Source organism: Halomonas ventosae (assembly GCF_004363555.1).
GTDB lineage: Bacteria > Pseudomonadota > Gammaproteobacteria > Pseudomonadales > Halomonadaceae > Halomonas > Halomonas ventosae.
In genome coordinates this window covers 193578-215907 of record NZ_SNZJ01000006.1, presented here as the reverse complement: position 1 = coordinate 215907, position 22330 = coordinate 193578, and the positions used below count along the sequence as shown (strand labels likewise).

Here is a 22330-nt window from a genome sequence, read left to right as displayed (position 1 = left end):
GGCCGGGCGACGATGGGTCGCCTGGCCTGGCTCCCTCCTCGCACTCCCACAGGGGAAGGAGGCTTTCGTGTTAGCAAAGCTCAATCATATCGAAGACTACGTCTGCCGCTTCCTGCTCGGTGTTTTCGTAGTGCTGTTGTTCGTTCAGGTGGTCATGCGGGTAACGCTCGGCATCGGCATGGCATGGATCGAGGAACTTGCTCGCTACGCCTTCATCTGGTTCGTCTTTCTGGGGGCCGCTCATGCAGCGCACCTCAGTGCGCATAACCGATTGCAGACGCACATCAAGATGATGCCGAAGCGCCTCGCTAACACCTTGCTGCTGCTGGTTGATCTGATCTGGGTAGGGTTCTGTGTGGTCCTGGCGTGGAAGAGCCTGGATCTGATTGGGCTGTTGCTGGAGTTTCCGTACAACTCCCCGGCCTTGGGCTGGTCTCTGGCCTATGTCTACTTCGTCTTCCCCATCGCCTTTGTACTGATGGCCTTCCGTGTCCTTCAGGTCCAGTACCTGAAACTGGTCAAGGGCATCGAGCCTGGTGATGTGGAGCAGAAGGAAGTGAGCAAGATCACCGACGGGGATTCCAACGCTACCGGGAACTCCTCCTCCAAAGGCAAGGGGTAAGCACCATGGCCGCAACTGTACTATTTTCGATGTTCGGGGCGCTGCTGTTTTTCGGCGCACCCATAGTGGTGGCCCTCGGGGTCGCCTCCATGGCGGTCTATGTCCTTAACGGTGATGATATCAGCTCGTTGATCGAGCTGGCCTTTTCCGCCATTAACTCGTTCCCCCTCATGGCACTACCCTCATTCATCCTGGCCGGTGCCCTGATGGGCGATGCAGGGATTGCCCGTCGCTTGATCCACATCGCGGAGGAACTGGCCGGGCCGGCTGCTGGCGGGCTGGGCGCAGCCGCGGTGATGGCCTGCATGTTCTTCGGTGCCATTTCTGGCTCCGGACCAGCAACCACGGCCGCAGTCGGCATGCTGGTGATCCCGGCGATGATCGAGCGCGGATACGGCAAGAGCTACCCTGCAGCTATCACCGCCACGGCCGGTGGGCTAGGCGTCGTGATTCCTCCCAGCATGCCGCTCGTTATCTATGGCGTCACCGCCAATGAATCCATCTCAGCGCTGTTCATGGCTGGAGTGATTCCCGGAATCATGCTTGGAATGGGCTTGATCATAGCCAACTATATCACCGCAAAGAGAAACGGCTATCAGACAGAAGGCACGAAATACGATAGAAAGCGAATTGCCAAGGTGCTCAAGGATGGGTTCTGGTCAATCATGGCGCCAGTGGTGATCCTGGGGGGCATCTATTCCGGGATGTTTACGCCCACGGAAGCTGCGGTAGTCTCCATCTTCTATGCCCTTTTCGTCGGAGTCTTCATCCACAAGGAGTCGTCGCTTCGTGGTCTCAACGAAGCCTTCCAGAGCACTACCTGGCTGACCGGGCGAGTGCTCATCATCATGTTTACCGCCACCGCCTTCGGGAGGATTCTGGTCGAGAATCACATCCCAGCCATGATCGCCCAAGGAATCCTTCAGATCACCGACAGCCTTTGGCTGGTCTGGGTGCTGGTGATCGGCTTCCTGCTGATCGTGGGAATGTTCATAGAGATCCTTGCCACCATCATGATCGTCACTCCCGTGTTGCTACCCGTGATGGTGGAGCTGGGCGTCGATCCGATTCACTTCGGTATCGTCCTAGTGGTCAGCCTCGGTATCGGCTTTTCCACACCGCCTCTCGGGGAAAACATGTTCATCAGCTCCAGTATTGCCAACGTGTCCATTGAGCGCATCTCGGTCCGTGCCATTCCGTTGGTCGGGTCGATGGTGATAATTGATCTCCTGTTGGCATTCTTCCCCCAGATCACCCTGTGGCTGCCAACACTGCTTGGCTTCTGACAATCAAGGGATAGAAGACCGATGACAATTCACGATCGCGATGTTGAGGCCTCCCCTTCTCAACGACATACCATTGTCGGGGTTCTGGGGGGAATGGGTCCCGATGCCACAGTGACTTTCATGCAGCGGGTCATCGAAGTCACACCCGCTGAGGATGATATCGACCACGTACATCTGCTGGTGGACAACAATCCCAAGGTTCCGTCACGTATCAAGGCATTGATCGATGGAGATGGAGAGAACCCGGGCCCGGTCATTGCCGACATGGCGCGTCGACTCGAGCAGGGCGGTGCGGACTTTCTGGTGATGCCGTGCAACACCGCTCACCATTATTGGCAGTACGCTCAGGACGCCGTGGATATCCCGGTCTGGCACATTGTCGAGCGGACGCTGGATACCATCGCCCTTCGGATCCCTGGCGCTAAAGTCGGCATGCTCTGCTCGCCAGCACTACGCAAGATCGGTCTCTACGAGGGATTCACCGCGGCGCGTGGACTCTCCCTGGTGTATCCCGATGATGAAGCCTCGGTGCTTGAGGTGATTCGTGCCGTCAAACGGGGGCAGGGGCGACATCCAGACACGCTGGCTGTCTTCGCACGTGCTGCCGAAGACCTCAAAGCTCGCGGCGCGGATGTGCTGGTGCTGGCCTGTACCGAGCTTTCGGTCATCCAGGATACGCTCGATGTCTCATTGCCGGTCGTGGATACCGTCCAGGTCTTGGCTGAGCAGGTGGTGGCTGCCGCTGAGGGAACAGATATCCCTGACCCCTAGGTGTCATCCGAGAAGTCCAGTCAACTGAGCACGTTGACCCGGGACCGCAACCCAGTCTTTCTCGCTTCGTTGAGTCTCCTTTCAGCCCGTCTGACGCTTGTCGGACCAGGGGTGATGCGCTCGTCCATCGAACGGGATCAGGAGAGTAGGCAAATGAAACCCCAGATCTTCAATATGTCGACCGCGGAATGGCGATCTCGTCTCATCCTGCGGCTTGGCAGCTTCCGCGCCATCGGCCGTGGCCTGCTGGTGTGCATTACCATTGCCCTGGCCACTACCTTCATCGCCGATCACTATGGCGGTCCGACACTGCTCTATGCCCTGCTGTTCGGGATGTCGCTGCACTTCCTGAGCGAAGAGGGGCGTTGTCGTGAGGGCATCGAGTTTGCCGCTCGCACCGTGCTGCGGTTGGGGGTGGCGTTGCTGGGAGCTCGAATGACGCTGGAGCAGGTCGGGAATCTGGGGCTTGGTCCTGTGCTCACTGTTGTTGCGGCAGTAGGCCTGGTGATCGTCTGTGGCGCAGTGCTAGCCAGGATCCTGGGACTCCCTCGAGATCTCGGTCTGTTGACGGGTGGTGCGGTCGCCATCTGTGGTGCGTCGGCGGCCCTAGCCCTGTCGGCGGTGATGCCACGCCATGAGACCAGCGAGCGAAATACCATCCTCACGGTGGTCGGGGTGACCACGCTCTCCACCATGGCGATGGTGACCTATCCGCTGATCGCCGGGGCCCTTGAACTCGCCAATGCTCAGGCAGGAATCTTCCTGGGGGGCACGATCCACGACGTGGCCCAGGTGGTGGGTGCCGGATACATGATCTCCGAACAGACCGGCGATATCTCGACACTGGTCAAGTTGGTGAGAGTTGCCATGCTGGTGCCGGCGGTCATGGTCTTCATGTGGCTATTTCGTGTGTCACGCCAGGAGGAGGGGGCGGCAACAAAAGTGCCGATGCTGCCGGGCTTCCTGGTAGGCTTCGTGGTGCTGGTGGTGATCAACAGCCTGGGACTCATCCCGGAGACAGTGAACGAGGGGATGTCGACCCTGTCTCGCTGGTGCCTTGTCACCGCCATTGCGGCGCTGGGCATCAAGACGTCGTTCCAGAAGCTGGCCGTCGTGGGGTGGAAGCCGGTGATCCTGATGGCGTTGGAGACCTTGCTTCTGCTGGTCGTGGTGCTGGGCGTGGTGATGTTGGGGGGGCTGGGGACCTGATGCTCGCCTGAGCTGTCGAACGCCTGCTGCAGGTTTGGGCATCGATCTGCAACTGGTACTCAGGGCCACCACCTGGGACGTAGCTCCGGGCTCGCGAACGAGCATCGTGATCTCCCAAGTTATCACTTATAGACTAGCCCACCTCCGCTACCCACGGCCGTTGGTAGGCGGTAGTACGCTGGCGGGGACGGCCCATGGTGGCCAGACTGTAGCGGGGGAGGGCCGTCTGATAAGGCGTCGGGGCGGGAGCCCTCGTTTCCAGTTCAGGTGAGAAGCTTATGCGCGACGATGTCGAGAAGGTTGCCGTACCGCTGGACCGGGTACGCCGCTACCTCGAGCCTGGCCCCATCGTGCTGGTCTCCTCGGCCTGGCAGGGCGAGCGCAACATCATGACCCTGGGCTGGCATACCGTGATGTCCTTCTCGCCCTCCCTGGTCGGCTGCATCATCTCCTGTGGCAATCACAGCTTCGATCTGGTGCGTCGGAGCGGGTCGTGCGTCATCAACCTGCCGACCACCGCCTTGACCGACGAGGTGATCGGGATCGGCAACAGCAGAGGCGCCGAGATCGACAAGTTCGACCATTTCGGCCTGATGGCGTCGCCGGCGACGGCCGTGGAGGCACCGCTGATCGAGGAGTGCCATGCGCACTTCGAGTGCCGGCTCTTCGATGACAGCCTGGTCGACCGCCTTGACTTCTTCATCTGGGAGGTGGTGGCGGCCAGGGCCCGGGCGAGCCCCGCCTATCCCGAGACGCTGCACTACACGGGCGACGGCGTCTTCATGGTGGCTGGCGAGATCATCGACCGGCGCAGCCAGTTCCTGCCGCAGATGCTGTGAGGCCACTCGGGCGTTGGCAGGTTTCTCCTCGGCATGGGCTAACGGTCTCGCGCCATCCCTGTCCCGGACGTGACCGAATTGGGGATGGGCGTCGATTGGGCTATGCTGGGCCCCATGCCGAGGGCGTGGCATACCACCCATCATCAGGGAGAATTCCCACATGTCGTTCCGTCCCCTTCTTGTTGGCCTGCTGCTGGCGCTGCCGCTGGCGGCCGTAGCCGAATCCCCGAACATCGAGCCGGGCCAGTGGGAGTTCACCAGCACCACCTCGGTGCAGGGTGACCTGCCGATTCCCGACCAGACTGAGACCCATCAGGAGTGCATCGCCCAGGGTGATATCGACGACGAGGAGTTCAGCTTCATCGAGGAAGAGGAAGGCTGTGAGCTGCTCGAGCACGAGGTCACGGTCGATGGCCTGGATTACCGCATGGTCTGCCGTGCCGAGGGCGGCGAGGCCGATATCGTCGGCCGCATGGACTTCCTCGGTGAGCGCGTCGAGGGGAACGTCGACATCCTGGTCGACTCGCCCGCCGGCGAGATGAACATGACCACGACCATGGAAGGGCGGCGCATCGGCGATTGCTGAATCCTCGACCCGGTTCCATCTCGAAGGCCACCCCGCGGGGTGGCCTTCGTCGTTTCTGTGGCTCAGGTCAGTAGCCGGCGGGCGTGTCGCTCATCTCCCGTTCCAGGCGGCGTGCCACGTCGCCCGGTGAGCCGGTGCGTCGTGCCAGCAGGTCGTAGGCCACCGGGACCACGAAGAGGGTGAAGAGGGTGGCGGCGGCCAGGCCGCACAGGATCACGGTGCCGATCACCAGCCGGGTCTCTGCGCCGGCGCCGCTGGAGACGATCAGCGGCACAGCGCCAGCCATGGTGGTCACGGCGGTCATCACGATGGGGCGCAGGCGGGTCACCGCGGCGTCCACCAGCGCCTCGTGGAAGGCCACGCCCTGGTCACGCAGCTGGTTGGCGAACTCCACGATCAGGATGCCGTTCTTGGCCGCGAGCCCCACCAGCATGACCAGCCCCACCTGGCTGTAGATGTTAAGCGACTGCCCGGTGAGGTAGAGCCCCAGCAGGGCACCACAGATCGCCAGGGGCACGGTGAGCATGATCACGAAGGGGTGCACGAAGCTCTCGAACTGCCCGGCCAGCACCAGGAAGACCACCAGGATACCCAGCCCCAGCAGGAAGCCGGTGGCGCCGCTGGCCTCCTGGTAGTCCCGGGAGGCGCCCTTGAGGTCGGTCTGGGCCTCGGCTGGCAGGATCTCGTCCACCGTGGCCTCCAGGTACGCCAGGGCCTCGCCGAGCGGGTAGCCGCCTTCCAGGTCGGCCTGCAGGGTGATGGCACGCACGCGGTTGAAGCGGTTGAGGGTGCTGGGCCCGGCGAAGTCCTCGAGGGTCACCAGGTTGCTCAGGGGGATGAGCTCGCCGCTGCGCTGCGAACGGACCCGGATGTTCTCCAGGGCGGAGGGGCTCGGTCGGGCACCGGGTTCCCCCTCGAGGATCACGTCGTACTCCTCGCCGTCGTCCACGTAGCGGGTCACGCTGCGCCCGCCCAGCAGCGTCTCCAGGGTCCGGCCGATCTCGGTGATGGTAACCCCCAGGGCGGCGGCGCGGGTGTAGTCGATGTCCACGCGCAGCTGGGGCTGGTTCTCCTCGTAGTCGCTGTCCAGGCCGGTCAGGCGCGGATTGTCGTCACGGATATGCGCCATCAGGGTGTCGCGCCACTCGGCCAGCTGCTCGTAGGTGCCGCCTCCCAGCACGAACTGCACGGGCTTCTCGACGCTAGACCCGAAGCCCTGGCGCATCACCGGGAAGGCACGCACGCCGGGCAGGTCGCTGACCGCCTGGCGGACCTCGTCCATGATCGCCCAGGCCGAGCGCCGGCTGCCCCAGTCGGCCAGGTTGACGATCACGAAGCCGCTGTTGAAGGTCTCGATGTTGCCCCAGCCGCGCGGCGCGCGTACCACCACGCGCTCGATCTCGCCGGCCTCCACCATGGGCAGCAGCCGGGCCTCGATCTCGTCCATGTAGTCGAGCATGTAGTTGTAGGTGGCCCCCGGCGGGCCGTTGACCAGCACCCAGAAGTTGCCGCGATCCTCCCGGGGGGTGTACTCGTTGGGCAGCTCGCCGTTGAGCCACACCATGCCGCCGACGATGCCGAGGAACAGCGCCAGCACCAGCAGGCGCAGCCTGAGGACCCGTTCGAGCAGCCGGCGATAGACACAGCGCGAGTGTTCCAGCACCCACTGCACGCCGTGGGCCAGGCGTCCCTCGTGCATGTCGGCCTTGAGGATCTTGGAGGCCATCATCGGCGTCAGGGTCAGCGCCAGCAGGCTGGAGATGGCCACGGCGGCGGCCAGTGTCAGGGCGAACTCCGAGAACAGCCGGCCGATGTCGCCCTGAAGGAAGCTCAGCGGAACGAACACCGCGATCAGCACCAGGGTGGTGGCGATCACCGCGAAGGCGATCTGGCGGGTGCCGCGGAAGGCCGCCACCAGCGGGGTCTCGCCATGGTCGTGCATGCGCCGGTGGATGTTCTCCAGCACCACGATGGCGTCGTCGACGATCAGCCCGATGGCCAGCACCAGCGCGAGCAGGGTCAGCAGGTTGATGGTGAAGCCCATCGTCGCCAGGGCGGCGAAGGTGCCGATCAGGGCGATGGGCACCGTGACGGCCGGGATCAGGGTGGTGCGCAGGTTGCCGAGGAACAGGAAGATCGCCACCACCACCAGGCCCATGGCGATGAATAGGGTCTGCACCACCTGGGTGATGGCGCCGGAGACGAAGACCGAGGAGTCGAAGTTCAGCGACAATGACATGCCCTCGGGCAGGCTGTCCTGCACGCGCGCCATCTCGGCCTGGACACCTTCGGAGATCTCCAGCACGTTGGCGGTAGACTGCTTCATCATGCCCAGTCCCACCATGGGGATTCCGTTGCCCCGAAAGATGGTGCGCTCCTCCACGGCGCCGATCTCCACCCGGGCCACGTCGCCCAGGCGCACCAGGTAGCCGTCGCTGCCCTGGTCGAGCACCAAGGACCGGAAGTCCGCGGGGGTGGCGAAGTTGCGCGGCAGCCTCACGATGAACTGTCGCTCCCGGGACTCGATGGCGCCGCCGGGCAGCTCGACGTTCTCGGCGCGCAGGGTATCCTCCACGTCGCCGGCGGTGAGGTCGCGAGCCGCCAGGGCATCGGCATTCAGCCACACCCGCATGGCGTACTCGCGCCCCCCGCCGACCCGGACCTGCGAGACCCCGGGGAGCACCGAGAAGCGGTCCACCAGGTAGCGGTTCGCGTAGTCGGTAAGCTCGGCCATGGAGAAGCCCTCGCCGGAGAGCGACAGCCAGATGACCACGTCGGAGCTGGTATCGGCCTTCTGCACCTCCGGCGGGTCCGCTTCCTCGGGCAGGTTGTCCAGCGAGCCCGAGATGCGGTCGCGGATGTCGTTGGCGGCCGCGTCGATGTCCATGTCCAGGCCGAACTCCACGCTGATGCTGGAGCGGCCGTCCTCGCTGGAGGAGGAGATCACCTCGATGCCGGAGACGCCGGAGATGCGATCCTCCAGCACCTGGGTGATGCGCGTCTCGACCACGCTGGCCGAGGCGCCGGGATAGCGGGTGTCGATGCCGACCACCGGCGGGTCGATGGAGGGGTACTCCTGCAGCGGCAGGCGCTGCAGGGCGAGCAGCCCGAAGGCCACGATCAGGGCCGCCAGCACCACCGCCAGGACCGGCCGCTGGACGGAGACGTCGGAGAGGCGCATCAGCCGTTCGCCCCCGCATTGTCACGCCCGCGGCGCAGCAGCTCGGGGATGCTGGTGTCGTCGTCGAGGACACCCAGCAGGCGGGTCGGCTGGCCGTCGCGTACCCGTTCGGTGCCGTGGGCCACCACCAGCTCACCGGCCTCGAGTCCCTCGAGCACTTCCACCTCGCCCTCACGGCGGGCACCGATCACCACCTGGCGCCGCTCGACGCGGTACTGGTCCGCCTCGTCCAGCACCAGCACGAACTGACGCTCGCCCTGGGGGATCAGCGCCGATTCGGGCATCACCAGGGTCTCCCGCGGGGCGCGTTCGACCACGACCCGCATCAGCATGCCGGGACGCAGGCGATGATCGGGGTTCTCGAGCGCGGCGCGGACCGTGACGCTGCGGCTGACCGGATCGACGCGGGCGCCGATGGTGGCGATCTCTCCCGGGAAGGTGGCGTCGGGAAAGGCGCCACTGACCGCGGTCAAGGGCAGGCCTGGCGCCACCTGGCCGAGGGCGAGCTCGGGCAGGGTGAAGTCGAGCTTCATGACGTCCAGCTTGTCGAGGGTGACCAGTTCCGTGCCCGGGGAGACCAGGGCACCGACGCTGACGTTGCGAAAGCCCACCACGCCGTCGAAGGGAGCCAGGATGCGGTAGTCGGCCAGCCGTGCCTCCAGGGCCTGGATCTCCGCCTCGGCCTGGCGAAGCCGCGCCCGGGCGTCCTCCACGTCGGCTCGCGGCGCCAGGTTGCGATTCTGCAGCTGTGCCAGGCGGTTCACCGTATTGCGACGCTCGTCACGCAGCGCCTGGGCCGCCCGCAGGTCGGCCTGGGCCTCGTCATCGGCCAGTCGCACCAGCAGCTGGTCGGCCTCGACGGTGTCGCCATCGCGGAAGTTCAGCTCGCGGATGGTGTCGGTGACGGTGGCCGAGAGCGTCACGCTCTCGTCGGCGTGCAGGGTGCCCAGGGCCACGATGGGATCGGACCAGGCGGCCATGCTGGCGCGGGCGGCGATCACCGCGGTGGGCTGCTGGGCGGCGAGCATCGGGGAGAGCATCAAGGCTGCCAGGCCGAGCAGCAGGAGCATGCGGGGTCGCGATGGGGTCATGGAGTGGTCGTTCTTGTCGGTGAGCGATGAGCGGGCGCCCGGTCCGTCGGGTCGCTTTCCTGAAGCCTAACCGCCTGGCAGTGGAAGAGTGTGACAACAATGCACAAGCGTTCGGGCGCTCCTTAACTGTACAAGACATGTACAGATATGGGAAATGTGACAGGCGGCCCGTCACCGCCGGGACAGCGGTCGGCGAGGCGGCGGGGGGCTGCTAGAATGCGCGACCTGAATCGATTCGGCGCGGGAGAGCAAGGCCGTGACATACGATGTGGTGGTGATCGGCGCCGGTGCCGCCGGGCTGATGTGTGCGTTGACCGCCGGCTACGCCGGACGGCGGGTGCTGGTGGTCGACCATGCCAACAAGGCGGGCAAGAAGATCCTGATGTCCGGCGGGGGGCGCTGCAACTTCACCCACCTGGCCTCGGGGCCGGCGAACTTCTATTCGGGGAATCCCTCGTTCTGCATCTCGGCACTTAAGCGCTATCGTCCCGAGCACTTCGTCGAACTGGTGGAGCGCCACGGCGTGGAGTACGTGGAAAAGACCCCGGGGCAGCTGTTCTGCGCCGACTCCTCGAAGGAGATCCTTCGGGTGCTGCTCACCGAGTGCGGCTGGGCCGGTGTCGAGGTACGCCTGAAGACCGCCGTCGAGGGCGTCGAACGGCGCGGGGAGGGCATGCGGCTGGCGACCTCGCTGGGGCCCATCGACTGCGGGGCCCTGGTAGTGGCGACCGGGGGGCTGTCGATCCCCACCATGGGGGCCACCGGCTTCGGCTACGACATCGCCCGGCAGTTCGACCTGGCGGTCACCGAGACCCGGGCCGCCCTGGTGCCCTTCACCCTGACCTCGCAATGGAAGGCGCGGGCCGAGGCGCTGGCCGGGGTCAGTTGCGAGGTGGCCGTGACCTGCCACGGGAAGCGCTACCGCGAGCCGTTGCTCTTCACCCATCGCGGGCTCTCGGGGCCCGCCATGCTGCAGATCTCCAGCGTCTGGCAACCCGGGGACACCCTCTCCATCGACCTTTTGCCGTGGCGCGATGCCTTCGAGGCGCTGTGCCGCGCCCGCCGAGAGATGCCCAGGCGGCGGCTTTCCACCTGGCTGGGGGAGCAGCTGCCCAAGCGCCTGGCCCAGGCGCTGGTCGAGTGGCACGACGACGACGGGGTGCTCGCCGAGTACGGCAACGCCCGCTTGCAGGCCTGGGCAGAGGCCCTCCAGGCCTGGCGCGTCAAGCCTGCCGGTACGGAGGGCTGGCGGACCGCCGAGGTGACGATGGGAGGCGTCGATACCCGGGCCATCTCGTCGAAGACCTTCGCCGTCCCGTCACTCCCCCAGCTGCGCTTCATCGGCGAGGTGCTGGACGTCACCGGCGAGCTCGGTGGCCACAACTTCCAGTGGGCCTGGGCCTCCGGCGTGGCCTGCGGCAACGCGCTCTAGCGTCACCGCTTCCCGTTCCAGGGCTATGCTGCACTCAGGCCCAGGCAACCGGGGGAGGGTGACATGAGCATGATGTCGGTTCACCGCGACACGAGGGGCGACGAGACGCCCCTCGCCGAGCGCATCATGAGCGAGGCGGTTCGCCAGGGGGAGGTCGCAGGTTGGCAATCCGTGCGCCTGACCGAGGTGGCCGCCCGCCTCGAGCTGCCGATGAGTGCGGTGCTGGCCGAGTACCGGGATCTCGATGCGGTCGCCAATGCCTGGTTCCTCAGGGGCTGGCAGGCGATGCTGGACGAGTCTCCCGCGGGGTTCGCCGGTTGGCCCGAACGCGCGCGCCTAGAGCACTGCCTGCTGGCCTGGTTCGGGGCCTTTTCGGCCCATCGGCGCGTCACCGTCGAGATGCTGTGCCACAAGGCGCACCCGCCGCACCTGCATACCTGGGTACCGATGATCTTCGACCTCTCACGGACCATCCAGTGGCTGCGTGAGGCGGCCAGGCTGCAGGCTCGCTACGGCAGTCGACGCGCCCAGATCGAGGAGGTGGCCCTGACCGCCCTGTTCGTGGCCACCCTGGCGGTGTGGGCTCGTGACGACAGCCACGATCAGGCCCCTACGCGGCGCTTCCTGGCGAAGCGGCTGAGTCGGGGGGAGGGCTTGATGAAGTGGGTCCCGGGGGCCAGGTCACGACGCGAGCCGAGGCAATGATCTAGAGCCCCATCGCGATCAGAGAAAGCGTCCACCGGAGGCGATGGCCACGGTGGCCAAGCCCAGGATCAGGTTGATGCCGATCAGCCGGCGGATCTGCCCCAGCTGCCGGCCACCCGCCGGCCACTCCTCGGCAGACACGGCCTTGCCCAGTCGAGGATAGGGCGCGAACCAGATGTGCAGGAAGATCGCCATCATCGCCAGCCCCGACACCAGCATCAGGTGGACATGCCAGCCGGCGCCGCCCATGCCGCCGAACACCCCGAACAGCATCCACAGCCCCGTGGCGAGCAGCACCACCACCGCGCCCCAGACCCAGGGGAAGAAGCGCTGGAAGGCACGGTACCAGAGGGCCAGGCGCTGGGGAGGCTCCAGCAGCTCCACGGCCACCGGCCGCAGGATCATCCAGGCGAAGAACATGCCGCCGACCCAGATCGTGGCGGCCAGGAGATGCAGCGTGAGAGCAAGGGACATGGCAGGGGTCCTTGAAGGAGGAGGGCTCAGGGCAGGTGATGGGATGAGACCCGGTCGCCGGCCGTGACACCAGCATCAGCGCAGCAGTCGGCGGGCCTTCTTGACGAGCAGTGCCCCGGTGGTCAGGCGCCCGGCGAGGCGCACGACACCGCCGGGGCGTCGAGCGGTGCGATAGAGCACCGTCCCCCCCATCAGGAGTAATGGAACCCTGTAGCGCAACAGGGTCTGCAACCCTCGGTCGATGGAGCGGCTCGCCGACTGCCAGCGGCTGGCGGCCACCAGCAGGTCGATGCGCTGCTGCTCGATGGCATGTTCGAGCTCGGCCTTGCGGGCCCGGCGATCAGCGCGATTCACGCGACGCCTCCACCAGCTCCCGGTCGCTGGCCAGGTGGCGCAGGGTGCCGGCCAGCAGGGTGCGGCGGCGCGCCAGCTGCATCACCTTAAAGGCGAGCAGGCTTCCGATGCCCAGCAGCACCAGCGCACTCACGCCGATGGCGGCCAGGCGGTGGGTCTCCCAGAAGGCGACAATCACCAGCGTGGTGAGCACGCCGATGCCCAGCAGCAGCAGGATCAAGCTCAGTCCGGCCAGCATCAGCAGGCCCACCAGCCGGGCGCGCTCTTCCTCGAGCTCGAGCACGGCGAGGCGCAGGCGCGTCTCGCCGGTAGCGAGCAGGCTGCCCAGCAGCCGCTTGCCGGCGGCAAACAACCGTTGAGCCGGTCCCTGGCTCGCCGACATCAGCGCCGCCCGATCAGCATGCCGATGACCACCCCGACGCCGGCGCCGATGCCGATGCTGGTCCAGGGATTGTCGTGGACGTAGCGGTCACAGGCATCGGCCTGCTGGGTGACGCTATCGCGGGCTTCGCTATAGGCGCGTTCGCCGCGGGCCTCCAGGCGCTCGCGGGTCTCCTTGAGGCGCTTTTCGGCGCGGCCGCGCAGCTCCTTGATGTTGCTGCGGGAGTCATCGGCGGTGGCGTTGACCAGCTCCTCGATGGTCTGGGTGAGGTGGTGCAGGTCCTCCTTGAGCTGCTGGGTGGATTCACTGGTACGCGGGGTGTGACTGGCCATCGGGGTCTTCCTCTGACGGTGAATGACAGGCTCAGCATAGCAGTCGGCGGGATGACTTCAATGCATCCGACCTTGACTCGGGTCAGGGCTGGGGCTCCAGGCTGCCGGCGGAAAACAGCGGGTTGAGACTGAACCCCAGGCTCAGGCGGTGGCTGCGCTGGTCGTAGTCGATCAGGCTCTCCCCGTAGCCGTAGTAGTACTGCACATGGCCGCGGATGCTGCCGAACAGGGGCCAGGAGTAGTCCACCTCGGTGCCCATGTTGCCGTCGCTGGGGTTGCCCCGCAGCATCCAGCTGAGCTCATTGTCGCCGTTGAGCCGATGGGCCAGGGTGATATCGCCGTAGCCGAGGTACTTGTGGATATCGGGGTTGTCGTCCTCCTCCTCCGACTCGGGGATGCGCCAATGGGGTGCCAGGACCAGGGCCCAGTCGTCATTGACGAAGGTGGACTCCAGGATCAGCCGGTTCCAGCTGCGCGACAGCGGGTCGGAACGGCCGTTGGACTGGTGGTTGATTGCCAGGCGGTTGTTGATGTTGGTCCAGCCCAGCCATGACCCGCGGTTCTCGAAGTCGATGAAGACTTCCGGCTCGTAGTTGGTTTCGCGAAAGGGCGAGGAGGCATCCGCGTTGAAGGCCTGCCACCAGCTGCGCTGGGTGTAGGCGAAGTGCAGGTCGCCGCCGTAGTCGCCGAACAGGTCCTCCGCCAGGTTGAACTTGGCACTGAACTGGAACTTCATCTCCGCCCGGTCGGGTGAATTGCGGTCGCTGATGTCCCGGAAGACGTCGTCGTTCGGGGTGTCGTTGTAGCTCAGCGGGAACCAGTAGTTGCGGCGGTGGGTGGTGATGGCGAAGGGGTTCTGTGCCGATTCGCGTTCGAGCTGGCGTCGTTCGTCCACCGCCTCCTCGAGCTCCTGGTCGGCGGCCTTCTCGACCAGGGCGGCGGACTGGGTGGACTGGGCTTCGGCGTCGGCCAGTTGCTGACGCAACGCCCCCATCTCCTGCTGCAGGGCCGCGATGCGGGCCTCGATGGCCTCGCGCTCGGCCTCGCTCAACGGCTCGGCGGCCATGGCCGTCACGGTCAGGCCCGTCATCGTCAGGGCCGCGGCGAGCAGGGGGAATCGGGCAGACATCATCGTCAGGCACCTGGTCAGGGTCAAAAGAGTGTTTCTAATCACGCCGAGGCGGCAAGTCAACTGTGCCCCCGGGGCGACAGGGCACCATTGCCATGCCGGCCCGGGGGGTCGAGAATCGTGCAAGGGTCCATCATAACCGAGGCCGCCCCTTGAATGCCCTTGAACATCACTGCCGATTTCGTGTTGCCTTCCGGCGTGTCCTGATGCTCGTGCTTCTTGGCGGGCTGGGGTGGCTGGCGCTCGGCACACCCTCGCTGGCCCAGGAGGTCGCATCGCCACGGGAGACCCCCCCGGAGCTGCCCTCGCGCGAGCAGGTCGAGTCCCGCCTGGAGGAGCGCCAGCCGGCCGAGGGCGAGACCGCCGGGGAGGGGGCGCAGCGTGACATCGAAGCACTGAATGCGGCCCTCGAGTCACTGCAGCGCCTCGAGGCGGTCAGGGAAGAGCTGTCCCGCCTCGAGACACGCGTCCAGGAGGCGCCCCAGGAACTCGAGCGCCTGCAGCGGGAGCTGCGGGAGATGGAGCAGATGGGGCAGGAGGAGACCTTCGACGAGCTGGAGGCCCTCTCCCTCGAGGCCTTGGAGGAGCGCCGCCAGGAGGCCGAGGAGGCCCTGTCGGGCTTCCAGGACCGGCTTGCCGAGGTCTCCACCCGGCTGCTGAGTGCCCAGACCCTGCCGGATCGGGCCCAGCAGGCCATCGGCAATGCGATGCAGCGCTCCGAGGAGAGCCAACGCCGGCTGGAAGAGCTGGACGACAGCCAGGTCGCCGAGGATGATCCGCGGCGCTGGCAGCTGCGCATCGAGCGCGAGCTGGCCGAGACGACCCTGCAGCTTCATCAGCGTCAGCTGGCCACCAACACCCGGCTGCGGGAGCTTGACCAGGAGCATCGCGACCTACTCGAGCGCCAGGTGGCCAGCCAGGAGGCCCGGCTGGCCATGCTCCAGGGCATCATCGACCGACGTCGTCGCGCGGAGTCGGAACAGGCCATCGCCGAGGCGGTCAGCGACGAGGATGAGGGCGTCGTCGGCCACTCCCTGGTTCGCCAGGCCCGGGAGGTCAACCGCACCATGAGCCTGGAACTGCTGCGCGCCACCGACCGGGCCAACCGCCTGGTCCGGGAGGGGCTGGAGGTGCGCCGCCAGTTCGATCGGGTACGCCAGCTGCAGCGTAGCCTCAACGAGCAGATCGACGCCATCCGCGGCAGCATACTGCTGGCGCGGATTCTTCGCGAGCAGCGCCAGACGCTGCCCCGGGTGGAGGAGCGGCGCGGCCTGCAGGATGAGATCGCCGATCTTCGGCTCAAACAGTTCGAGCTCGGCCGACAGCGTGACCAGCTGCGCGAGGGCGAGCATCTGGCGCGCCAGCGGATCGAGGAGGCGGACGCCGAGGCCTCGCCGGCCCTGGTCGATTCCCTGCTCGCGCTCTACCAGGCCCGTCGCGAGCTGGTCGATCAGCTGGAACAGGCCTATGGCGAGATGCTCAGCGCGGCCATCGACCTGCAGCTCAACCAGCAGCAGCTGTTGGCCACCAGCCAGGAGCTGCGCGCCACCATCGACGAGCAGCTGTTCTGGATTCCCAATTCCCGCCCCCTGGGACTGGCCTGGCTGGGCAAGCTGCCGGAGAACCTTGCCACGGAGTGGCGGGAGGGGGAGTGGCGCGCGGCACTGCCGGCGAACTGGAGGCTGCCGGATGCGCGGGCCCTGCTCGGCCTGCCGGTGCTGCTGGTGGGGCTGGGGCTGGTCGCCGGCCGGCGGCGGATCCGCGCCCGTCTGACACAGCTGCATCAGGAGGTCGGCCGTCTCAAGCGGGACTCCCAGGGGCATACGCCCCAGGCGGTAGTGCTCAATGCTCTGCTGGCCCTGCTCGGGCCGCTGTGCGTGCTGGCCCTGGGCCTGGCGCTGCTGATGGGCAGCGAGGGGCTGGCCCGGGGTATCGGGCATGCGCTGCTTTCCCTGGCCCTGGCCTGGGCCGTGATTGGCTGGGCGCGCAACCTGCTGTTCCAGGGCGGGGTGGCGACCCGGCACTTCTACTGGCCTCCCGGCTATGCGGCGGCCCTGCGCTGGTGGCTGCTATGGCTGGGGGTGGCCCTGGTGCCGGTGCTGCTGATCGGTACCCTGGCACGCGATGAAGGGGTCGAGCTCGGCCAGCGGCCGCTTGCCCTGGGTCTGCTGCTCGGCGGCCTGCTCGCCATGAGTCTGGTGCTGACCAAGCTGATCCTGGCCCATGTGCCCTTCTTCGGGGTCAAGCTGTTCCGGCTGGTGCTGGGGCTTGCCATCGCGCTGGTGCCGCTGGTGCTGGCCGGGCTGATCGTCTATGGCTACGAATACACCGCCCTCAGGCTGCTGGGGCGCTTCGTGGCCACCCTCTACCTGATGGGACTCTGGATCCTGGTCGAAGCCACGGTGATCCGTGGCCTGGCCGTGGCGGCCCGCCGCCTGGCCTATCGCCGGGCCCTGGCGCGGCGGCGCGCCCAGGCTCAGGAGGGCGCCGAGGGGAGCCTGGAGGTGGTCGAGGAACCGCCCCTGGACATGGAGCAGGTCAACCAGCAGTCGCTGCGCCTCTCCAAGCTGATCCTGCTGATTGGCTTCATCCTGGTGCTCTACCTGGTGTGGGCCGACCTGCTCACGGTCTTCAGCTACCTGGAGCAGGTCACCCTGATCGAGCCGGGGGAGGGCCAGGCGGCCGAGGCGGTGACGAGCATGGTCTCGGTGGCCGACATCATCACCGCCCTGCTGGTGGTGGTGCTGACCATGACGATGGCACGCAACCTGCCGGGCCTGCTCGAGGTCAGCGTGCTCTCCCGCCTGGAGCTCAAGCAGGGCAGCGCCTATGCCATCAGCTCGCTGCTCGCCTACGCCATCATCGCCGGCGGGGTGATGACCTCCCTGGGAACCCTGGGCGTTTCGTGGAGCAAGCTGCAGTGGCTGGTCGCGGCGCTGGGGGTGGGCCTGGGCTTCGGTCTGCAGGAGATCTTCGCCAATTTCATCTCGGGCCTGATCATCCTCTTCGAGCGGCCGGTACGCATCGGCGACACCATCACCCTGGGCAACCTCACGGGCACGGTGAGCAAGATCCGTATCCGCGCCACTACGGTGATCGATTTCGACCAGAAGGAGATCATCATCCCCAACAAGACCTTCATCACCGACCAGCTGATCAACTGGTCGCTCTCCGACACGGTCACCCGGGTCGTGCTCAGCTACGGGGTGGCTTACGGGTCGGATCACCGCCTGGTGCATCGCCTGTTGAGGGAGGCTGCCGAGGAGAATCCGCGGACCCTGGCGGACCCCGAACCCCAGGTCTTCTTCATGAGCTATGGCGAGAGCACCCTGGACTTCGAACTGCGCATCTTCGTCAATAGCCTCGGCGACCGGCTCTACGCCACCGACGAGATCAATGGCCGGGTCGGCGAGCTGTTCGCCGAACACGGCATCGACATCGCCTTCAACCAGCTCGACGTCTGGCTGCACCGCGCAGCCGGCGAGGCGGGACGGGTTAAGCACGTCTCCGCCGGCCCGGCGGTTTCTCCCGACTACCCGCCCCCCGGCGCCGGTGGTGATCCGGGTGATTTCGATGGCGGCGGCGATGCCGGGCGTTGAGTCGGGGCAGTGGGCAGGAAGGGCGCACACCGAGGCGTGTGTTGTCAGCGCCTCACGGCGTGGAGCAGGAACTCCCGGTTACCGTCACCGCCGAGCAGCGGGCTCGGTTGCCAGTGCAGGACCTCGAAGCCGAGCCCGGCGCAGCAGTCGCGGAGCCGCGTCTCCACCTCGGCATAGCGCACGGGATCGGTCACCAGGCCGCGGGGATTGACGCCGCCCGGACCCAGCTCGAACTGGGGCTTGACCAGGCTCAGCAGCTCGCCGCCTGCCGGCAGCAGGGCGGCGAGCTCGGGCAGGATCAGCGTCTGGGAGATGAAGGAGACATCCATCACGGCCAGGTCGGGGCCCGCAGCTGACAGGGCATCGAAGGCGGCCCTAAGCCGCGGCTCGTCGGCCATGGCGCGCGCGTTGAGGCCTTCGAGACAGGTCACGCGGGGGTCGTCACGCAGGGAGGGGTCGAGCTGGTCATGGCCGACCTCCACGCCGACCACATGGCGGGCTCCGAAGCGCAGGGCGCAGTCGGTGAAGCCGCCGGTGGACTGGCCCACGTCGAGCACCAGGCGGCCCGAGAGCGTCAGGCCGAGCGCCTCGACCAGCGCCTCCAGCTTGAGGCCCGCCCGGGAGACATAGCGTTCCTCGGGATCCGCCTCGACGATCAGTCGGGTATCGTCGGGCAGCCTCTCGCCGGGCTTCCTGAGGGGCGTGCCGTCGTCGGCCAGCCGTACCCGGCCATGCCTGATCAGCCGCTGGGCGCGGGTTCGGGAACGGGCCAGGCCCTGGGAGAGGAGCAACTGGTCGAGGCGCTGCATGGTCGGGGCAGTGGGGGCCTTACGGCCCCTCGTCGGCCTGCAGCTCGGCCGGGGGAATCCGGTCGGCTCCCCAGCTGCGGTGGATGTAGCCGGTCACCCGGTCGAGCTCCTCCTGGGTGATCTTGGCCAGCTCGCCACGCTCCAGCGGGTCGTAGTGGAAGATGTAGAGGCGCGAGGCGAACTGCTCGAAGGGCAGCGAGGATTCGCCGAAGCGCTCGCCGTTGCCGGCGGTGCTGACCTCGATCCCATCGCCCCAGTCCTGGCCGCTGTCGTTGTTGGGGTTGTAGAAGTAGGCCCGCATGGTATCGCTGGGGTCGAGCGTGACGCGCAGCAGGGTGATGGCGTGCCAGCCGATGAAGCGGGCCGCGCTGTCGGTCACGGCAATGCCGGCCGGCTGGGGGTGAATCAGCGGCTGGTTGCCGTTGTAGTAGGGGTGATAGCTGGCATAGAAGTGGCGCAGGAAGTCGTCCAGTTCATGCAACTGGCCGGTGGCCACGTCGACATTGATGCGAAAGCCGCGGCCCGACCACCAGCCGTGGAACTCCGGGTTGACCCAGCGGTGCGGGTCGCCCTCGCGGTCGATACAGCGCCGCCCCATCTCGGCATAGATACGGTCCAGGTGCGGCACGACCAGCAGCGAGACCGGGTCCAGGTCCATCGGCAACTCCTTGGCCACCCCGGAGAGGCTGGCCATGGAGGAGAGGGGCATGCCCTCGAAGTGCATGATGATCTCGTCGTCACGCGCCGCCCAGGTCACCATCTGCAGCAGGTAGTCCGGGTCATTGTAGGCCCACATGGAGAGCGCCCGGGCGGACTGGCAGGTGGGGTTGTTGCCCTGCCCGACGCCCAGTGGCAGGCCGAGCATGCACAGCACCCCTTCCAGCAGGCGGGCGCGCGGCGAGGCGCTATCGCCGAAGGCCAGGTTGAGCCGCGCCTCGGACCAGTCCGACAGCCTCAGCCCCAGCTGTCGCCACATGGCCGGGGCCACCGGAGGCTGGTAGAGGATGCCGCGCTCGAGCATCAGGGCCAGCCCATAGACCGCCTGGGGCGTCGTGGGGTAGACCGCGCCGCGGATCAGCGCATGGACGAGCTCGCGATAGCAGAGCAGGCAGTCCCTTCCGGTGGATGACAGCCCCAGGGCCTCGGCGAGGAGGTGGTCGCTGTGGTCGAGCAGGTAGCGCAGCAGCACGGCGTGGTAGGGCGAGACCAGGCTGGTGTCGTGCATGGCGCGGGCGAAGCCGGTCGCCTCGTACTGCAGGGCGCCGCTGTCCATGCTCGACAGGCGCTCGCGGTAGGTGTCGATGCCGGGGTCCTCGCGGCACGCATGGGTGGGGCCGAACAGGGAGCTGACCAGACGGTCGGCGCCCTGGCCGCTGGTCCCCAGGTCGATCTCAGGATTGGCCTGGCAGATGGCAATCTGGGTGATCATCTGCTTGATGGTGTCCACCTGGATCGGCCGCTGCTGCAAGATCCGCCAGATCTCGGCGATCAGCCGGTCGATCACGTGCTCGTAGCCGATGCGCTCGGCCAGGTGATGGAACAGGTGGCGGGGAATCTGTGCCAGACGCCCCTGGGTCTCCCGTTCGGCCTCGGTGGGCGCGCCGAACAGCAGCCAGAGATTGAGCGCCATCACCTGGGTCAGGTAATGGTGGGCCTGCTCCTCGGAGAGCAGGGGATGCAGGTAGTCCCCCTTGGCCACGGCGAGGATCCGCAGTTCGCTGATCGCCTCGATCACCACGATATTGGGGTCGGCACTCTTCAGTGCATGGGTGGTGAGGGACGGCACCAGGTATTGGGGGGTCTCCCAGTCGGAGCCGAGAAAGACCCCTGCCTCCTCGAGGATTTGGGCACGCCGCTCGATGGCGTCGCAGCCACCTTCCTGCAGCATGACCCGTCGGGCGGTATCGAGCACCCTGGGCAGCTTGCCCGGCTTGGCGAACTCGCGTGCCTGGGCGAGCAGGGTGATGGCTTCATCGAGCTTCTTGAGCAGGCCAGCGAGCTTGTCGCTGGCCTGTGGCGGCGTACTGGCGTCTTGCATATGTCGAGGCGTGGTCACGCCGACTCCTTGTCGTCAGGCTGTCACATTTTCCATGACGCCTGTGTCAGACATAGAAATCAAGCTCTTCCATGTGCTTGAGCAGTTCCTTCATGCGTGCCGCCTCGTCGCCCTTGAAGTAGACCAGGCCCCAGTGGGTACCGAAGGCGGTTCGCTTGGTGACGGTCTCCTCCATGGGCGGCGTCAGCTCGTGGGACTCGAAGTAGGGGTCGTCCTCGACCTCTTCGGGAATCTCCAGCTTGCTGACCACGCGGCGGCGCGGATAGACCCCGAAGCAGCCGGCGTAGCCGTCGGCATCCACCACCTCCTTCGGGAAGAAGGCCTTGACCTCCTCGTCGGTGGCCTTGGGGTCGAACACCAGCATGGAAGCCTGGTAGGCATTGAAGCCGTAGACCCGCTCGAGCAGTTCGAAGACCTTGAAGCCCGGCGGACGATAGGCGACCTCGCCGAAGTACATCTCGCCGTCGTTGGTGACGAAGTACTCGGGGTGGATCAGGCCGAACTCGATATCGAAGGCCTTGATCAGCTTCTCGATCTGGGCGGTGATCTGGGGACGGTACTTTTCGAGCTCCGGCGAGGCCGGCACGAACACCGAGTAGCCCAGGGTCACGTATTCGGAGATGTTGAGGAAGACGATCTTGCCGTTATGGATCCAGGCCTCCACGGCGAATTCCCAGCCATCCAGGTGCGACTCCATCAGCACCGGGAACTCCTCGTCGGGGATGGTATCGACCTCGTCCGGGGTACGGATCACCCGGTGGCCCAGGCAGCCGGCCTTGTCGAACGCCTTGAGGTGGATGGGGTCGTTGGGGTCGCCGTCGAGCTTGAGCAGGGTCTGGTTGACCCGCTTGAGGAAGCGCACGACGTCCTCCTTGTCGTGGGCCTCCTCGAAGATGCCCACGCGGATGCCGCCTAGCTGGGCACGACGCTTCATCAGCGCCTTGTCGCGCAGCAGCAGCGACTGGCCATAGAGGCGCGGGTTGTCGAGCAGCACCGAGTTGATGGCGCCGGCCCACTCCACGGTCTCCTCGAACATCGGGATGGCCACGTCGACGCCCATCTCGTTGAGGGTCTCGGCGATCTCCATGGAGCGGTCGTTCAGGCGCTCGAAGTTCCAGGGCACATAGGGGATGTCGTGCTTCTGGCAGTACTCCTCTGCCCAGTCAGGGGCGACCACGACATAGCGTCGATCGAAGTTCTCGGCGGCTTCGATGGCATTCAGGCTCCAGCCCAGCAGGGCGATATAGCCCTTGTTCGGATCCTTCTTCATGGTGCGCCTCCGTGATTAGGTACCTGGCGTAAATTGTTCATTCACCATACACGAGCAAAGCGATTTCCTCATCCTTGTGGCGTCGGCCAGCCGGGCCGAACAGCTCGGCCCTTGTGGCCGGGGCCGGGCATTGATATAGTGCGCCCCGCTCGATGCCGGCCTGCGCCGACCTCGAGCGAGATGCCTCTGGCATCCTGCTGTGG

At 66.3% G+C, this 22330-nt stretch carries 19 protein-coding genes; 9 read left to right on the top strand and 10 right to left on the bottom strand.

Features of this window, described 5'->3' with window-relative positions:
• Positions 1 to 67 precede the first annotated feature (67 nt).
• From DFP85_RS07330 to DFP85_RS07305, 6 genes are all read left to right on the top strand, one after another.
• Positions 68 to 622: a TRAP transporter small permease gene (locus tag DFP85_RS07330; protein WP_133635642.1), complete on the top strand. Its 555-nt coding sequence runs from the start codon at positions 68 to 70 to the stop codon at positions 620 to 622.
• Positions 623 to 627: 5 nt separating this feature from the next.
• Entirely contained in the window at positions 628 to 1908 is a 1281-nt protein-coding gene (locus DFP85_RS07325) for a TRAP transporter large permease (protein ID WP_133635641.1), read from the top strand.
• A 21-nt stretch (positions 1909 to 1929) separates the two neighbouring features.
• Positions 1930 to 2679: a cysteate racemase gene (gene cuyB, locus DFP85_RS07320; protein ID WP_133635640.1), complete on the top strand. Its 750-nt coding sequence runs from the start codon at positions 1930 to 1932 to the stop codon at positions 2677 to 2679.
• A 153-nt stretch (positions 2680 to 2832) separates the two neighbouring features.
• The gene (locus DFP85_RS07315) at positions 2833 to 3888 is read left to right on the top strand and encodes a YeiH family protein (protein ID WP_208108463.1); all 1056 of its coding nucleotides are present in this window, start codon (positions 2833 to 2835) and stop codon (positions 3886 to 3888) included.
• Positions 3889 to 4166: 278 nt separating this feature from the next.
• Complete coding sequence (locus DFP85_RS07310; protein WP_133635639.1) at positions 4167 to 4727, top strand: flavin reductase family protein; 561 nt, start codon at positions 4167 to 4169, stop codon at positions 4725 to 4727.
• 160 nt (positions 4728 to 4887) lie between these two features.
• Positions 4888 to 5313 carry a DUF3617 domain-containing protein gene (locus DFP85_RS07305; RefSeq protein WP_133635638.1) on the top strand — a complete coding sequence of 142 codons (426 nt, stop codon included), beginning with the start codon at positions 4888 to 4890 and terminating at the stop codon, positions 5311 to 5313.
• Between the two features lie 67 nt (positions 5314 to 5380).
• Here the strand turns inward: DFP85_RS07305 and DFP85_RS07300 are convergent, their stop codons facing one another.
• Together DFP85_RS07300 and DFP85_RS07295 are read right to left on the bottom strand one after the other, a co-directional pair.
• Entirely contained in the window at positions 5381 to 8494 is a 3114-nt protein-coding gene (locus DFP85_RS07300) for an efflux RND transporter permease subunit (RefSeq protein WP_133635637.1), read from the bottom strand.
• Positions 8494 to 9585 (bottom strand): efflux RND transporter periplasmic adaptor subunit, encoded by a 1092-nt coding sequence (locus DFP85_RS07295; protein ID WP_133635636.1) that lies wholly within the window; start codon positions 9583 to 9585, stop codon positions 8494 to 8496. The genes DFP85_RS07300 and DFP85_RS07295 overlap by 1 nt, the downstream gene beginning before the upstream one ends.
• Positions 9586 to 9841: 256 nt before the next feature.
• Between DFP85_RS07295 and DFP85_RS07290 the strand changes: the two genes are divergently transcribed.
• On the top strand, positions 9842 to 11017 hold the full coding sequence (locus tag DFP85_RS07290; protein WP_133635635.1) for a BaiN/RdsA family NAD(P)/FAD-dependent oxidoreductase: 1176 nt from the start codon (positions 9842 to 9844) through the stop codon (positions 11015 to 11017).
• Positions 11018 to 11080: 63 nt separating this feature from the next.
• A complete protein-coding gene (locus DFP85_RS07285; protein ID WP_133635634.1) occupies positions 11081 to 11722 on the top strand; it encodes a TetR/AcrR family transcriptional regulator in 642 nt (213 codons plus the stop codon).
• Between the two features lie 18 nt (positions 11723 to 11740).
• Here DFP85_RS07285 and DFP85_RS07280 read toward each other — a convergent pair whose 3' ends face one another.
• The 5 genes from DFP85_RS07280 to DFP85_RS07260 form a co-directional block, all read right to left on the bottom strand.
• Complete coding sequence (locus DFP85_RS07280; protein WP_133635633.1) at positions 11741 to 12196, bottom strand: CopD family protein; 456 nt, start codon at positions 12194 to 12196, stop codon at positions 11741 to 11743.
• A gap of 75 nt (positions 12197 to 12271) precedes the next feature.
• Complete coding sequence (locus DFP85_RS07275) at positions 12272 to 12550, bottom strand: YqjK family protein (RefSeq protein ID WP_133635632.1); 279 nt, start codon at positions 12548 to 12550, stop codon at positions 12272 to 12274.
• A complete protein-coding gene (locus DFP85_RS07270; protein WP_133635631.1) occupies positions 12537 to 12932 on the bottom strand; it encodes a phage holin family protein in 396 nt (131 codons plus the stop codon). The genes DFP85_RS07275 and DFP85_RS07270 overlap by 14 nt, the downstream gene beginning before the upstream one ends.
• Entirely contained in the window at positions 12932 to 13264 is a 333-nt protein-coding gene (locus DFP85_RS07265) for an ElaB/YgaM/YqjD family protein (RefSeq protein ID WP_133635630.1), read from the bottom strand. Before DFP85_RS07265 ends, DFP85_RS07270 begins: the two co-directional genes overlap by 1 nt.
• 82 nt (positions 13265 to 13346) lie before the next feature.
• The gene (locus DFP85_RS07260; RefSeq protein WP_424955082.1) at positions 13347 to 14396 is read right to left on the bottom strand and encodes a phospholipase A; all 1050 of its coding nucleotides are present in this window, start codon (positions 14394 to 14396) and stop codon (positions 13347 to 13349) included.
• A 203-nt stretch (positions 14397 to 14599) separates the two neighbouring features.
• On the opposite strand from DFP85_RS07260, the gene mscK reads away from it, so the two are divergent.
• Entirely contained in the window at positions 14600 to 17992 is a 3393-nt protein-coding gene (gene mscK / locus DFP85_RS07255) for a mechanosensitive channel MscK (protein ID WP_133635629.1), read from the top strand.
• A 44-nt stretch (positions 17993 to 18036) separates the two neighbouring features.
• Here mscK and DFP85_RS07250 read toward each other — a convergent pair whose 3' ends face one another.
• The 3 genes from DFP85_RS07250 to DFP85_RS07240 all read right to left on the bottom strand — a co-directional run bounded on the left by DFP85_RS07250 (position 18037) and on the right by DFP85_RS07240 (position 22127).
• Positions 18037 to 18801 (bottom strand): TlyA family RNA methyltransferase, encoded by a 765-nt coding sequence (locus tag DFP85_RS07250; protein ID WP_133635628.1) that lies wholly within the window; start codon positions 18799 to 18801, stop codon positions 18037 to 18039.
• A gap of 19 nt (positions 18802 to 18820) precedes the next feature.
• Positions 18821 to 20839 carry a hypothetical protein gene (locus DFP85_RS07245; RefSeq protein ID WP_133635660.1) on the bottom strand — a complete coding sequence of 673 codons (2019 nt, stop codon included), beginning with the start codon at positions 20837 to 20839 and terminating at the stop codon, positions 18821 to 18823.
• Positions 20840 to 20903: 64 nt separating this feature from the next.
• Positions 20904 to 22127 (bottom strand): ATP-grasp domain-containing protein, encoded by a 1224-nt coding sequence (locus DFP85_RS07240; RefSeq protein WP_133635627.1) that lies wholly within the window; start codon positions 22125 to 22127, stop codon positions 20904 to 20906.
• Positions 22128 to 22330: the final 203 nt, after the last annotated feature.